Annotated in this window: 13 protein-coding genes; 2 read left to right on the top strand and 11 right to left on the bottom strand. The window is 68.2% G+C overall.

What is annotated here, in order from left to right:
• Nucleotides 1-29: 29 nt before the first annotated feature.
• Complete coding sequence (locus ACFE6Z_RS11540) at nucleotides 30-1,820, top strand: DUF4012 domain-containing protein (protein WP_375385834.1); 1,791 nt, start codon at nucleotides 30-32, stop codon at nucleotides 1,818-1,820.
• A 16-nt stretch (nucleotides 1,821-1,836) separates the two neighbouring features.
• Here the strand turns inward: ACFE6Z_RS11540 and ACFE6Z_RS11535 are convergent, their stop codons facing one another.
• The 10 genes from ACFE6Z_RS11535 to infA form a co-directional block, all read right to left on the bottom strand.
• Entirely contained in the window at nucleotides 1,837-2,559 is a 723-nt protein-coding gene (locus ACFE6Z_RS11535; protein ID WP_375385833.1) for an endonuclease/exonuclease/phosphatase family protein, read from the bottom strand.
• A 185-nt stretch (nucleotides 2,560-2,744) separates the two neighbouring features.
• Complete coding sequence (locus tag ACFE6Z_RS11530) at nucleotides 2,745-3,599, bottom strand: tRNA pseudouridine synthase A (RefSeq protein WP_375385832.1); 855 nt, start codon at nucleotides 3,597-3,599, stop codon at nucleotides 2,745-2,747.
• Between the two features lie 41 nt (nucleotides 3,600-3,640).
• Nucleotides 3,641-5,071 (bottom strand): mechanosensitive ion channel domain-containing protein, encoded by a 1,431-nt coding sequence (locus tag ACFE6Z_RS11525; protein WP_375385831.1) that lies wholly within the window; start codon nucleotides 5,069-5,071, stop codon nucleotides 3,641-3,643.
• A 7-nt stretch (nucleotides 5,072-5,078) separates the two neighbouring features.
• On the bottom strand, nucleotides 5,079-7,316 hold the full coding sequence (locus tag ACFE6Z_RS11520) for an adenylate/guanylate cyclase domain-containing protein (RefSeq protein ID WP_375385830.1): 2,238 nt from the start codon (nucleotides 7,314-7,316) through the stop codon (nucleotides 5,079-5,081).
• Between the two features lie 341 nt (nucleotides 7,317-7,657).
• Nucleotides 7,658-8,212, bottom strand: coding sequence for a 50S ribosomal protein L17 (rplQ, locus tag ACFE6Z_RS11515; protein ID WP_375385829.1), 555 nt, complete (start codon nucleotides 8,210-8,212; stop codon nucleotides 7,658-7,660).
• Between the two features lie 39 nt (nucleotides 8,213-8,251).
• Nucleotides 8,252-9,241 (bottom strand): DNA-directed RNA polymerase subunit alpha, encoded by a 990-nt coding sequence (locus ACFE6Z_RS11510; RefSeq protein WP_375385828.1) that lies wholly within the window; start codon nucleotides 9,239-9,241, stop codon nucleotides 8,252-8,254.
• Between the two features lie 180 nt (nucleotides 9,242-9,421).
• A complete protein-coding gene (rpsK, locus tag ACFE6Z_RS11505; protein ID WP_150448852.1) occupies nucleotides 9,422-9,820 on the bottom strand; it encodes a 30S ribosomal protein S11 in 399 nt (132 codons plus the stop codon).
• Between the two features lie 37 nt (nucleotides 9,821-9,857).
• Nucleotides 9,858-10,232, bottom strand: coding sequence for a 30S ribosomal protein S13 (gene rpsM / locus ACFE6Z_RS11500; protein ID WP_375385827.1), 375 nt, complete (start codon nucleotides 10,230-10,232; stop codon nucleotides 9,858-9,860).
• 150 nt (nucleotides 10,233-10,382) lie between these two features.
• Nucleotides 10,383-10,499, bottom strand: a complete 117-nt coding sequence (gene rpmJ, locus ACFE6Z_RS11495) for a 50S ribosomal protein L36 (protein WP_005050492.1) — start codon at nucleotides 10,497-10,499, stop codon at nucleotides 10,383-10,385.
• An 86-nt stretch (nucleotides 10,500-10,585) separates the two neighbouring features.
• The gene (infA, locus tag ACFE6Z_RS11490; RefSeq protein WP_017201569.1) at nucleotides 10,586-10,807 is read right to left on the bottom strand and encodes a translation initiation factor IF-1; all 222 of its coding nucleotides are present in this window, start codon (nucleotides 10,805-10,807) and stop codon (nucleotides 10,586-10,588) included.
• Nucleotides 10,808-11,177: 370 nt separating this feature from the next.
• Here infA and ACFE6Z_RS11485 point away from each other — a divergent pair, with 370 nt between their 5' ends.
• Nucleotides 11,178-12,191, top strand: coding sequence for a hypothetical protein (locus ACFE6Z_RS11485; protein ID WP_375385826.1), 1,014 nt, complete (start codon nucleotides 11,178-11,180; stop codon nucleotides 12,189-12,191).
• 71 nt (nucleotides 12,192-12,262) lie between these two features.
• Here the strand turns inward: ACFE6Z_RS11485 and ACFE6Z_RS11480 are convergent, their stop codons facing one another.
• Nucleotides 12,263-12,967 (bottom strand): DsbA family protein, encoded by a 705-nt coding sequence (locus tag ACFE6Z_RS11480; RefSeq protein ID WP_375385825.1) that lies wholly within the window; start codon nucleotides 12,965-12,967, stop codon nucleotides 12,263-12,265.
• Nucleotides 12,968-12,969 lie beyond the last annotated feature (2 nt).

Below are 12,969 nucleotides of genomic sequence, written 5' to 3'. Positions count from 1 at the left end.
CGGACAGACTCGACCTTTAGAGTTGTCCAATGAGCGAACCCGTGCTGCCCCGCCCCGCGCGCAGAGCGGGCGTCGTGGTCGCCGCGGTCCTCGGCGGACTGCTCATCGTCTGCCTCGTGATGCTGGCCTGGGTCGGCATCCGCGGTGCGCTCGCCTACACGCACCTGCGTGCGGCGCAGGATGCCACGACCGACATCCGCGCCGACCTCGGCAACCCCGAGACCGCCGCGACGGCGATCGCCGATCTGAGCGCCGACACGTCGGCGGCCCACTCGCTCACGAGCGACCCGATCTGGCGGCTCGTCGAGGGCGCTCCGTGGATCGGCCCGCAGCTTGCGGCATTCTCGACCGTCGCCGCCACCCTCGACGACGTGGTGGGCACCTCTCTCGCGCCCCTGGCAGAGGTCGCCTCGACATTCTCGGCCGACTCGATCCGCCCGCAGGGCGGCCGGATCGATCTGAGCAGCTTCGTGACGATCCAGGATGCTGCGACCACCGGTGCCGAGGGCGTCACGGCGGCCGCAGCATCCATTCGTGCGATCGATACGACCCCGCTCGTCGCGCCGCTGCGATCGTCGGTCGACCAGATATCAGCGCTCCTCGACGAAGCGGCCACGGGCACCGACGCGCTCGCCCGGGCGACTGCGCTGTTGCCTTCGATGCTGGGCGGATCAGGGCCCCGTAACTACCTCGTGCTGTTCCAGAACAACGCCGAGCTGCGCTCGCTCGGCGGAATTCCCGGCGCGATGGCCCTGATCCACACCGACGGCGGCGCGATGACGCTCAGCCAGCAGGCATCGACGGCCGACTTTTCGCCATATGCCGAATCCGTTCTCCCGTTGCCACCCGAGGTTGTCGCCATCTACGGACAGCGACCGGGTAGGTACGTCCAGAACGTCACCCAGGTTCCCGACTTCACGATCTCGGCCACTCTCGCGCAGACCATGTGGGCGCGCGAGTTCGGGCAGCAGGTCGACGGAGTGCTCTCGCTCGACCCGGTCGCCCTGTCGTACCTGCTGAAGGCGACCGGCCCGGTGACGCTGCCGACCGGAGATGTACTGACCTCTGACAACGCGGTCTCGCTGCTGCTGAACGAGGTGTACCTGCGGTACTCCGACCCCGCGCAGCAGGACGAGTTCTTCGCGGCCGCGGCGTCATCGGTCTTCACGGCGCTGTCGCAGGGCGGAGCCGACCCGGTCGCCCTGCTGTCGGCCCTCACCCGCGCCGGCGCTGAGCACCGCCTGCTGCTGTGGAGCGCGCACCCCGACGAACAGGCGCGCATCGCCGAGACCACCCTCGCCGGTGCGCTCCCCGTCACCGATGACCAGACCGCGACGTTCGGCGCCTTCCTCAACGACGGCACCGGCTCGAAGATGGACTACTACGCCAAGGTCGACACGAACATCGCGTGGGATTCGTGCACTCTGGATGCCGGTGGCCTGGCGACCGGCAAAGCCACCCTCACGCTGACGATCGCCAACGCGGTGCCCGCCGACGCATCGAGTCTGCCCGAGTACATCACCGGCGGCGGACACTTCGGCGTGCCGGTGGGGACGGCCCGCACGGTCGGCTACCTGTACCTGCCCGAGGGGTTCATCCTCACCGCTTCTTCGCTCAGCACCGGCGGGGCGTTCGGCAGCGCGACGCACGACGGGCGCCAGGTGCTGACCTTCAGCGTCGACCTGACCCCTGGCGCCACCGCGACGGCGACCGTGTCGGCGCAGACGACGATGGCGGGCGCACCTCGGCTGACGGCCGAGGTGACGCCGGGTGTGATCCCGGCGGCTGCGCCCGAGGCGGTCTGCGGCGCGCCGCGGTAGTCGCCGCGCTCCGCGGCTACTCGACCTCCGCGGCCACCGCGGCCTCGGCCACCGGCTCGCCCGAGGCCGCCGCGCCGATGCGCGCCGTCACGAGAATCGGCAGGTGGTCGCTCAAACCCTGCGGGAGCGTGCGCACCTTGTCGATCTCGAACCCGACCGAGGTCGCGAAGTCGTAGTGTCCGCGGAAGAATCGGTACCGCGTGTATGTTCGCGCGTCGCTCAGGGTCAGCTCGTACCCGTGCTCACGCACCTTCTGGCCGAGGTTCTCCTTGAAGACGGGGTAGTTGTAGTCGCCGACCATGAGGATCGGGATGCCCGAGCCCAGCTCCCCCAGTTCGGTCAGCGCCGTGCGGATCTGGTGCCGGCGCAGTGAGTTCAGCGCTGTCAGAGGCGCGGCGTGGAACGAGGCGACGATGACGTCTTTGCCCGCATCGATGTCGTGCAGCCGCACGCCGAGCAGGCGCTCCTCGGCGGGCTTGAGCACGTAGTCGTGGAGCGACTTCTTGAGGGCCAGGGCCCGCACCTCGACCGAGCGGAACGTGTTCTCGCGGTAGTAGACCGCAAGCCCCAGGCGGTTGCGCTGGGTGGAATCGGCCAGCCTCAGCCCCGCGAGTTCCTCCGGGATGTCGGTGGTGTCGCACTCTTGGAGGCACAGCACGTCGACCGCGTGACGTTCGACGAGGCCGGCGAGTTCGCCGACGGCGCGGTGCTTGCGGAGGTTGTACGAAATGACCTTCATAGCGCCCCCAGCCTAGAACCGCGCGACCTCCGCCGGGTGACGGCATCGTGAATCATCGAGACTGCACAGCCAACGCCGAGGGTGCATTGCGGGGCGTGAGGGTGCATTGCGGGACACGTTCGCCGCAATGCACCCTCGGTCGCCGCAATGCACCCTCGGTCGTCGCAATGCACCCTCGATCCCGGCTACTCGGCGTCGCGACGGTTGCGGGTCAGGTCGGCGCGGGCCGCGAGCAGGTCGTCGGCGGGGTACCCCACCGCGGTGAGGGTGAGCCCACGGGCCGCCAGCACGGGGAACTCGCTCGTGCGCACCCCCTCGTCGCGGAGCACGGCCACATCGGCGATGCCGAGCCGGCCGTTGCCGACCGCGACGCAGGCGCCGACCAGCGCCCTGACCATGCTGTGGCAGAACGCGTCGGCGCGCACATCCGCGATGAGCGTGCCGCGCGCATCGCGCATCCACGAATAGTCGAGCAGAGTGCGTATCGTCGTCGCCTCGTCGCGCGGCTTGCAGTAGGCGGCGAAGTCGTGAAGTCCGGTGAGCGAGCGGGAGGCAGCATCCATCGCCTCCGAGTCGAGCACCCCGCGGACCCTCGTCGTCCGGTGCCGCTCGAGAGGGTCGTAGCCGGTGCGATCGTCGGCGAGCCGGTACTCGTACCGGCGCCAGACGGCCGAGAAGCGGGCGTCGAAACCCTCGGGCGCGAGGGTCGTGGCCGTCACGGTGACGTCGGCGTATGCGCCGAGTACGCCGCGCAGGCGGCCGGCGAGGGCTGCGATGTGGGGATTTTCGGGAAGGGATGCTGTCGCCCGGCCGGGCCGGATCAGCCGGGCGGCCCGGTCGTCATCGAGATCGACGTGCGCGACTTGACCGGTGGCGTGGACTCCGGCATCCGTCCGCCCTGCGACGACCAGGCGCGGGGCTCCGCCCAGGATGCGAGCCAGCGCATCTTCGAGCGTGCCCTGGACTGTGCGGAGCCCTGGCTGCGTGGCCCACCCGCGGAAGTGCGTGCCGTCGTAGGCGATGTCGAGCCGGATGCGCACCGCCTCAGCCTATGCCGCGCGGCCTCAGCGTTTCGTCGCGCTCAGCCGACGACCGACCGCCCCGGCACGAGCACCTCGCCCACCGCGGCGAGCGCGCTGCGCGCGAGGCGCAGCCGGTTGTCGCTCTCGCGCACGATCTCGCGCGCGAGCACCGGGTGGGCGCGCACGATCTCATCGAGCACGTCGACGGGGATGACGACCACCTCGACCTCCGACATCGCCGTCGCCCGCGACACCGTCGCCGAGCGGGTCAGGGCCGTCAACCCCACCGCATCGTCCTCGCCGAGCTGGGTCACCTGCACGAACCCCGAGTCGGTCGGCACCCCGAGCATCACCCGCCCGCTGATGATGAACCGGGTCGAGGTCGGAATCACGTCGGGCCGCAGGATCACCTCGCCCTGGCAGTACCGCTCCAGGCGGGCAGAGGCGGCGAGCGCCTCGGCTTCGACGGGACGGATGCTCAGCATCGGCGCGATCGCATGAAGAGCGTCCTGCAGGCGCGAGGGGGTGTTCCAATCGTCCGTCAGGTCGCCATCGAGGTGCAGGTCGACCCGCCGCGCGGCGTACCAGACCCGGGTCTGGAACGCGTCGAGCACGGCCCCGGCATCGCCGGCGTTCAGGAGCGGAATCGACACGGCGTACCGCGAGCCCTCCAGGGTGGTCGCGGTCGGCTCGGCCTTCGGAGACACCAGCGGGATGTCACGCGCGACCTCGACGAGGAGGCTCCGCACCCGCACCGGCGGGTCGTCGGTGGCAAAGGTCAGCTCGCGCACCGCGGCGAACGGCGTCGGGCTGCGCGAGAGGTTCGTGAACGAGCCGCCGGCGAGCTCCGCGGTCGGGATCACCATGATGCCGTTGCCGGTGTCGAGGTGCACCGCGCGCCAGTTCACCTCGACGACCTGCCCGCGCGTCCCGCCCGTCTCGATCCAGTCGCCGAGCTCGAAGGGCGCCTCGAAGATGAGGAACAACCCCGACACGATCGATCCGACCGCGCCCTGCAGGGCGAGGCCCACGATGATCGAGGTCACCCCGAGCGCGGCGAAGACACCCGCGACATCGGCATCCCACACCCACCAGAACAGCAGCGCGATGCCGACGATGATCAGCACGAACCGGATCAGGTCGCTGAAGATCGTCGGAAACCGATCGCGCCACGAGCCCTTCTCGCCGCGGTGGAAGACCAGGTGGTTGATGGCGTTGATCACCACGAGGATCACGAGCAGCCCGAACACGGTCGCCACGACCTTGGGCCACGTGCCCTGCCCCTGCCAGGCGCCTGGCTGCGTGATGAGGACGAGCACCGCAGCGACCGGCACGAGGTAGTTGCGCACCATCAGCACGATCGGCGCCGCACGGCTCCCGCGCCGCGCGAGCGCGTTGTGCATCTCGGTGAGCCCGATCAGCACGAGCGGCAGACCGATCGAGACGATCAGTGCGGGCCAGAACCAGGGCTGCGAGACGATTTCGGACATCGGATGCTCAGCTCCCCGCAACCGGAACGACGGGCGCCGCTCCGACCGGCCCCGTTCCGGCGGGCACCGTTCCGACAGGTGCCGTCACCGACGGTTCGATCCGCCAGACGCGCTGCGTGCCGCTCTGGGTCTCGACGTCTCCGGCCGGGCGCAACGGGATCGTGTCGGGGATCCGGTCGGCCACCCGCTGCGTGAGGTAGATGCCCGGCTCGGACGAGTCGCCCTGTACGCGGAAGGCGAGGCTGACAGCATCCCCCCACATGTCGTACACGACCCGCGCGCGCCCGATGAGCCCGCTGGTCACCTTGCCCGAGTCAAGGCCCGCCCGGAGCCCCAGCTCGACGCCCTGCTGCGCGGAGTAGCGCTCCAGGATCGTCGACAGCTCGATCGCGAACTCGACCGCCCGCCGCGCGTTGTCGACGCGGGGCGTGCCGAGCCCGCAGCTGGCGAGGTAGCTCTGCCGCGTGGTGCGCACGCGCTCGACCCCGTGACGCTCGGCGGCCTCGTCGAACGTGCGGATGAGGTCGTTCAGGCGCACGAGCGCCTCTTCGGAGGTGAGGGTGAGCGCGAGCGACTCGAAGCCGACGATGTCGGCGAAGATGACGGTGACGTCGTCGTTGTCTTGAGTGATCGCGTCGTCGCCGTGCTTGTAGCGGCTCGCCATCCCCTCGGGCATGAACGAGAGGATGAGTCGCTCGTTGGTCTTCTCGTGCTCGTCGATGAGGGCGGATTTCACCTCTAGGCTCCGGCTCATGTCGTTGAACGCCGTCGCGACGTCGGCCAGCTCGTCGCTGGAGCCGGCATCGACCTGGATGCCCTCCTCCCCCGCGGCGATGCGCTGCGCGGCGGTCTTCAGGCGCCGCAGCGGCCGCACGAACACCTGCGCGAGGACGAGCGAGAGCAGGCAGACGAAGATGATCATTGCGGCCGTCGAGAGGATCAGGTTGCGCGTGAAATCGTCGACCGGCACGAGCGCCTCGGTCGCGGTCTGCTGGGCGACGATGACCCACGGCAGGCTGTCGACCGCGAGCGGCGCGTACGCGGTGAGACTCTCCCGGCCGAGGTAGTCGCGCTCCAGCATCGTGCCGCTCTCGCCCGCGAGGGCGCGCGAGACCGCGTCGCCCGAGACGGTCTGCTGCAGCACGGTGTCGGCGTTGCGGATGCTGAGCTGCGCCGATGCCGGCGCGAGACCGGCGGCGACAGCATCCTGGGCATAGCCCTCGGGGTCTGCCTTCAGCTCGCGCGAGATCGAGCGCATCAGCCCGTCACGCCCGACCAGATAGGTCTCACCGGTCTGCCCGAGGCCGTTGCCTTGCCAGTCGCCGCCGACCGTCATCACGTCGTTGATGCGGTCGATCGGCAGCTCGATCGCGAGGGCGCCGACGATCTGCCCGTCGGAGGTGATCGGGGTGACCGCCCAGCCGGCGGGGCTGCCGATGCTCGGGCTGTACGGCGCGAAATCGGCGAGCACGACGTCGCCGGCGATGTTGCGGCTCATCGTCTGTCGGTAGGCGTCGGCGAGGTTCGAGAGCCGGTACGGGCCGTCGAGCAGGTTCGTGCCGAGGTCGACACCCTTGTAGGCGGTGTAGACGACGTTGCCGCTCGTGTCGATCATGAGGACGTCTTCGAAGCCCTGCAGCTGCGTCATCGCTCTGAAATAGTCGTGGTACTTCGCGTGTGCGGCCGACCATGCGCTGCCGTCACCGGCATCCTCGGCCTGCATCGCATCGGCGAACGACGTGTACGGGATCACGTAGTGGTACTGCAGGTAGCGCTGCGCGGCGTCGCGCGGAGTGAACGTCGAACCATCGACCGGCTTGCCCGTGGCATCCGACAGCTGGGCCGCGAACGTGCCGTCGTAGTAGGCGCCGAGATCTGCGGATGCTGTCGCATCCAGCTGCTGACCCTCCAGCGCCGCGAAGCCATCGCTGAAGGCTTTCACCGCCTGCGTGCTGGTCTCGTTCATCGCGCCGAGCTTGACGGCGTTCTCGATCGTCGTGAACAGCTGCGTGACCTCGCGGGCGCGGTTCTCGCGGATCTCGACGAGGCGCTCGTAGGCGATCGTGCGCAGCGACTGGGTGCCGTTGGCGTAGCCGATGATGCCCACGACGATGCTCGAGAGCACGCTGACCGACAGCAGCATGATGAGCAGGATCGAGTAGATCGACAGCCCGGCGCGCCGACGGCGTCGCGGACTGCCCACCCATGCGGGCGGCGTCGCGACGGGCGAGTTGGAATCGGACATCGTCTTCGTCCCGATCGGTGCACGTCAGTGTTGCCCCAATCCCGCGGGCGTGCCCGAGGGTGGGCCCAGGATAGTCCCGGGTTCTCCTACGCGGGAAGAGGCGGCGACCGACTCGCCTGATACCCGAGCCGCCGCAATGCACCCTCACCCGCCGCAATGCACCCTCACCCGCCGCAATGCACCCTCACCCGCCGCAATGCACCCTCGGCCTGCGCAATGCACCCTCGCCGAGGGTGCATTGCGGGAACCGAGGGTGCATTGCGAGAACCGAGGGTGCATTGCGGGAACGACGAAACCCCGCGAGCCGAAGCTCGCGGGGTTTCGTGTCGACGGTGGTCGGCCTACTTGTCGGCGTCGTCCGTAACGACAGCGTCGTCGGCGGCTGCTGCAGCAGCAGCGCCCTCCTCGGGCGACTCGGCGCCGGCGTCTTCGGCGGGGGTCTCGACGACCTCTTCCTCGACGACGGTCTCCTCGACCGGAGCAGCAGCGGCCGGAGCGGCAGCAGCCGACTTCTTCGCGCTCTTCGGCTTCGGGTTGACGGGCTCGAGCACGAGCTCGATCACGGCCATGGGGGCGTTGTCGCCCTTGCGGTTGCCGATCTTCGTGATGCGGGTGTAGCCACCCTCGCGGTCGGCGACCAGCGGCGCGATCTCGGTGAAGAGCTCGTGCACGACGGTCTTGTCACCGATGACCGACAGCACCCGGCGACGGGCGTGCAGGTCTCCGCGCTTGGCGAAGGTGACAAGGCGCTCCGCGAGCGGACGCAGGCGCTTGGCCTTGGTCTCGGTCGTCGTGATCGACTTGTGGGTGAACAGTGCGGCCGCGAGGTTCGCGAGCAGCAGGCGCTCGTGGGCAGGACCGCCGCCGAGGCGGGGACCCTTCGTGGGCTTGGGCATTCTCGATTACTCCAGGATCAGATTCGGGGGGACCGGGGCTCAGACGGCTTCGTCGTCGTAACCGCCGTAGAAGTGCGCGCCGTCGAACCCGGGGACCGAATCCTTCAGCGACAGTCCGAGCGAGATGAGCTTGTCGCGCACCTCGTCGACCGACTTCTGACCGAAGTTGCGGATGTTCATGAGCTGCGTCTCCGACAGGGCGACGAGCTCGCTGACCGAGTTGATGCCCTCGCGCTTGAGGCAGTTGTACGACCGCACCGACAGGTCGAGGTCTTCGATCGGCATCGACAGCTCGTTCGACAGGACGGTCTCGACCGGGGCGGGGCCGATCTCGATGCCCTCGGCCTCGACGTTCAGCTCGCGGGCCAAGCCAAACAGCTCGGTCAGGGTGCGACCGGCCGATGCGACAGCATCCCGAGGAGCAATGCTCGACTTCGACTCGACGTCCAGGACGAGCTTGTCGAAGTCGGTGCGCTCGCCGGCACGCGTGGCGTCGACGCGGTAGCTGACCTTGAGCACGGGCGAGTAGATCGAGTCGATCGGGATCTGACCGGCCTCGGCGTACTCGTTGCGGTTCTGCGTCGCCGAGACGTAGCCGCGGCCACGCTCGATCGTTAGCTCGAGCTCGAACTTCGCGGTGTCGTTGAGGGTCGCGATCACCAGGTCGGGGTTGTGGACCTCGACACCGGCCGGAGCCGAGATGTCGGCGGCCGTGACCTCGCCCGAACCGGTCTTCCGCAGGTACGCGGTGATCGGCTCGTCGCGCTCGCTCGAGACGACGAGCTGCTTGATGTTCAGGATGATCTCGGTGACATCCTCCTTGACACCGGGAATGGTGCTGAACTCGTGGAGGACGCCGTCGATACGGATGCTGGTGACGGCCGCACCGGGGATCGACGACAGGAGGCTGCGACGCAGCGCGTTGCCGATCGTGTACCCGAAGCCGGGCTCCAGCGGCTCGATAATGAAGCGGCTGCGGAACTCCCCGATCTTCTCCTCGGTCAGAGTGGGACGCTGTGCAATCAGCACTATGGGTTCCTTTCGATCACGTGCCCGCTATTTGACACGTGCAATTGATGAGGTATTGAGTTTTTCTCGGGATGCTCGGGGCTCACGACTTCGCCGTGCCGAGGCATCCATGAATGGATGAAATCCGGGCCTCCGGCAGACGGGAATGGCGGTTCCTTGGCCTGCCGGAAGTCCGGAAACTTATACGCGGCGGCGCTTCGGAGGACGGCAGCCGTTGTGCGCCTGCGGCGTCACATCGTTGATCGAACCCACCTCGAGGCCGGCGGCCTGGAGCGAGCGGATCGCCGTCTCGCGACCGGAACCCGGTCCCTTGACGAAGACGTCGACCTTCTTGACGCCGTGCTCCTGCGCCTGACGCGCAGCAGACTCGGCTGCCATTCCGGCGGCGTACGGGGTCGACTTGCGCGAGCCCTTGAAGCCCACGCCACCCGACGAGGCCCAGCTGATGACAGCGCCGGCCGGGTCGGTGATCGAAACGATGGTGTTGTTGAACGTCGACTTGATGTGGGCCTGGCCCAACGCGATGTTCTTCTTCTCCTTGCGACGCGGCTTGCGCGCTGCGGTCTTGGCCTGTGCCATGTGCGTTTTCTCCTGGATCCTGAGCGCAGGCGGCGGCCTAGCGCGCCTTCTTCTTGCCTGCGACGGTGCGCTTGGGACCCTTGCGGGTGCGGGCGTTCGTCTTCGTGCGCTGTCCGCGCACGGGAAGGCCGCGACGGTGGCGGATTCCCTCGTAGGAGCCGATCTCGACCTTGCGGCGGATATCGGCAGCGACCTCGCGACGGAGGTCACCCTCCACCTTGTAGGTGCCCTCGATGCTGTCGCGCAGCGAGATGAGCTGGTCGTCGGTCAGATCCTTGACGCGGACGTCCGGGCTGATCTCGGTCGCGGCGAGGATGGCCTTGGAACGGGTGGGGCCGATTCCGTAGATGTAGGTAAGGGCGATCACTACGCGCTTATCGCGCGGGATGTCAACGCCGGCAAGACGTGCCATGCGGTCTCTCCTGTGGAGTGGTGGAGGTATGGAGCAGAATCGGTGCCCGGGCCTCCGCCCGGGGTGTCCCCCGGTCGCCCGGGCTCTGAAACTGCCTGATTAATGTTGAGTTGTGGTGTTCGGGATGCTGTGACTCACAGCATCCCCGTCTCAGCCCTGGCGCTGCTTGTGGCGCGGGTTGGACTTGCAGATGACCATGACGCGACCGTGACGGCGGATCACCTTGCAGTGATCGCAGATCGGCTTGACGCTCGGGTTTACCTTCATGATGTTTCCTGTTCGCTGTCTTCGCCGGCTACTTCTCAGCGCGGTTGCTGAGCTTGTCGAAGCAGGGGCGTTACTTCTCGACCGGTCTAGCGGTAGCGGTAGACGATGCGTCCGCGGGTGAGGTCGTAGGGGCTGAGCTCCACGACCACGCGGTCTTCCGGAATGATGCGGATGTAGTTCTGCCGCATCTTGCCCGAGATCGTGGCGAGGACCTTGTGTCCGTTGCTGAGCTCAACGCGGAACATCGCGTTGGGCAGCGCCTCGGAGATCACGCCTTCGATCTCGATGACACCGTCTTTCTTCGCCATACGCTCGCTAACACTTCTTGCAGACCGGTCGGTCTGCGGTGGATGGGGTTGTGGTGCCGACGTCCGGGAATTACTCCCACAGACACGCCGAAACAGGCGCAAGCACCAAAGATCAACTATACGTGATGGCAGCCGACTCGGCAAGCCGGCTCCGCCCCGCCCCCTCCCCGGCCTCGCGCCCGCGCCCGCCCCCTCCCCCAGGCGCGAGAAACCACTTTCGCGCTGAGACGCCTGTCCGTGCGAGGTGTTTCGTCGCGAATATGGTTTCTCGCAGCATCCCGCGCCCTGCACAGGCAGCCCGGTGAACGGGTTGTCCCCAGAAAGGCCGGCCTCTGGTTCGGTGCTCTCCAATGCGACACACGATGGCGGGATGCTGCAACCACTCGCCCCCGCGACCGTTCGCCCCTCGCCCATCCCCCTGCACGCGGTCGTCGATGCGCGGGGCGCCCGACTGCACTCGAACTCCGCGTTCGTCCGGGTGAGAGCGGGCATGTACGCGCGGAAGGCGGACTGGACGCCGCTCGCACCGTGGAAGAGGTACCTCGCGCGCGTCCACGCGTTCGCGCGCGGCCACCCGACGGCGATCTTCTCGCACGAGTCGGCGGCCGCGCTGCTCGGGATGCCGGTGTTCGGCGAACCCCGCGACATCCACCTCTACGACCCCGGCCGCGCGCGCTCGCGACGCTTCGGCGACGTGTGCGTGCACACGAGCGAAGATCCGCGCACCGTCGAACGGCGCGAGGGCATATTCATGACTTCTGCGGTCGACACCGCCGTCGACCTGATGCGGGCGTTGCCGCCGGCTCTGGGACTCGCCGTCGCCGACGCGGCCGTCTCTCCCGCGCAGGGCGGCCACGCCACCGTCCTCGAGTTGATGAGGACCGCGGGCGCACAGGTGAACCGGCGCGGCGTCTCGCGGCTCGCACTGCTGCTTCCGATCGTGGACGCGAGGTCCGAGTCACCGGGCGAGTCGGTGAGCCGCGCCGTGATCATCTGGTCGGGCTTCGAGCCACCCGAACTGCAGGTCGTGTACCGGTCGGAGGCGCACACCGATCGTGCCGACTTCGACTGGCCAAGTGTCCGCGCCCTCGGCGAGTCCGACGGGTACGAGAAGTACGGGGCGGCGACGACCGAAGTCGCCGTGAAGCAGATCATCGCCGAGAAGCGCCGCGAAGATCGCCTGCGCCGTCAGTGCGCGACGTTCCGGCGATGGGATTGGGCGGCCGCGATGGCCGTGGCGCCCCTTGTGGAGCGGCTCGTCGAGATGGGCATCCCCCGCGTCGCCAGCCCACGTGACGCGCTGCTCGCGACGATCGGCCGCAACCCGCGCAGCCTCACCCCCGTGAGAAACCACAAACGCGTCGAGACAACACGCAAAGGGTGATGTCTCGACGCGAAAGTGGTTTCTCGCGCCGGAGAGGGGATGCCGGGGCCGGCCGGGCCCGCCGGCCCGGGCTACTGGGTGAAGAGCGTCGCGAGGTCGGACGGGTTCGAGGGCAGCGACGAGTTCGCGATAGTCGTGCCGTTGATGGCGATGGTCGGGGTTGCGATGCCGGCCGAGCCGGGAGCCACCGGAGTCTTCGGGGTCATCGCGGTGACGTACTTCGTGTACTTCTCCGCGTTGATGCAATCGGAGGCGTTCGCGACCCCTGCGCCTTCGGCGATCGAGATGATCTGCGCGTTCGTGAGCCCGGCCGAGTTCTCCTCGGGCTGATTCGCGTACATCGCCTGCATGAACGCGAGCGCGTGGTCCGGATCGGAGACGGCCACGCAGTACATCGCGCTCGCTGCGCGCGTGGAGTACTTGGTCCCCTGCGACGCCCTGTCGAGGATCGAGATCGGGTGGATGTTGAGCGTGATCGTGCCGGCATCCACGAGCGATTCGATCTCGGAGCCGTAGGTCGTCTCGAACTGGTTGCACACGGGGCACATGAAGTCGATGTAAGTGTCCATCGTGTCGGTGCCTGTGCCCACGGCGATCGCACCGGTGTCGGTGTTGACGTTCGACGCCTCGGGCGGTGTGCCCGGACCGCTCGCCGAGGAGTTCAGCCAGACCACGAGTCCTCCGACCACCACGAGCACTACGACCACCGCGACGCTGATCCAGATCGCGAACCAGTTCGTCTTGTTGCCGGAGGTCTTCCGAGCTGTCGTTGCCATGT

The organism is uncultured Microbacterium sp. (assembly GCF_964244775.1).
Classification (GTDB): domain Bacteria; phylum Actinomycetota; class Actinomycetes; order Actinomycetales; family Microbacteriaceae; genus Microbacterium.
The sequence above is the reverse complement of the archived record's forward strand: the minus strand, read 5'-3'. Positions and strand labels throughout refer to the sequence as shown.

Excerpts from the sequence above, each read along its gene's own strand:
- rpsM (WP_375385827.1), bottom strand. The coding sequence starts at position 10,232 with ATGGCACGTCTTGCCGGCGTTGACATCCCGCGCGATAAGCGCGTAGTG.
- rpsK (WP_150448852.1), bottom strand. The coding sequence starts at position 9,820 with ATGGCACAGGCCAAGACCGCAGCGCGCAAGCCGCGTCGCAAGGAGAAG.
- rplQ (WP_375385829.1), bottom strand. The coding sequence starts at position 8,212 with ATGCCCAAGCCCACGAAGGGTCCCCGCCTCGGCGGCGGTCCTGCCCAC.
- ACFE6Z_RS11525 (WP_375385831.1), bottom strand. The coding sequence starts at position 5,071 with ATGTCCGAAATCGTCTCGCAGCCCTGGTTCTGGCCCGCACTGATCGTC.
- ACFE6Z_RS11535 (WP_375385833.1), bottom strand. The coding sequence starts at position 2,559 with ATGAAGGTCATTTCGTACAACCTCCGCAAGCACCGCGCCGTCGGCGAA.
- ACFE6Z_RS11480 (WP_375385825.1), bottom strand. The coding sequence starts at position 12,967 with ATGGCAACGACAGCTCGGAAGACCTCCGGCAACAAGACGAACTGGTTC.
- ACFE6Z_RS11485 (WP_375385826.1), top strand. The coding sequence starts at position 11,178 with ATGCTGCAACCACTCGCCCCCGCGACCGTTCGCCCCTCGCCCATCCCC.
- ACFE6Z_RS11540 (WP_375385834.1), top strand. The coding sequence starts at position 30 with ATGAGCGAACCCGTGCTGCCCCGCCCCGCGCGCAGAGCGGGCGTCGTG.
- ACFE6Z_RS11520 (WP_375385830.1), bottom strand. The coding sequence starts at position 7,316 with ATGTCCGATTCCAACTCGCCCGTCGCGACGCCGCCCGCATGGGTGGGC.
- rpmJ (WP_005050492.1), bottom strand. The coding sequence starts at position 10,499 with ATGAAGGTAAACCCGAGCGTCAAGCCGATCTGCGATCACTGCAAGGTG.
- infA (WP_017201569.1), bottom strand. The coding sequence starts at position 10,807 with ATGGCGAAGAAAGACGGTGTCATCGAGATCGAAGGCGTGATCTCCGAG.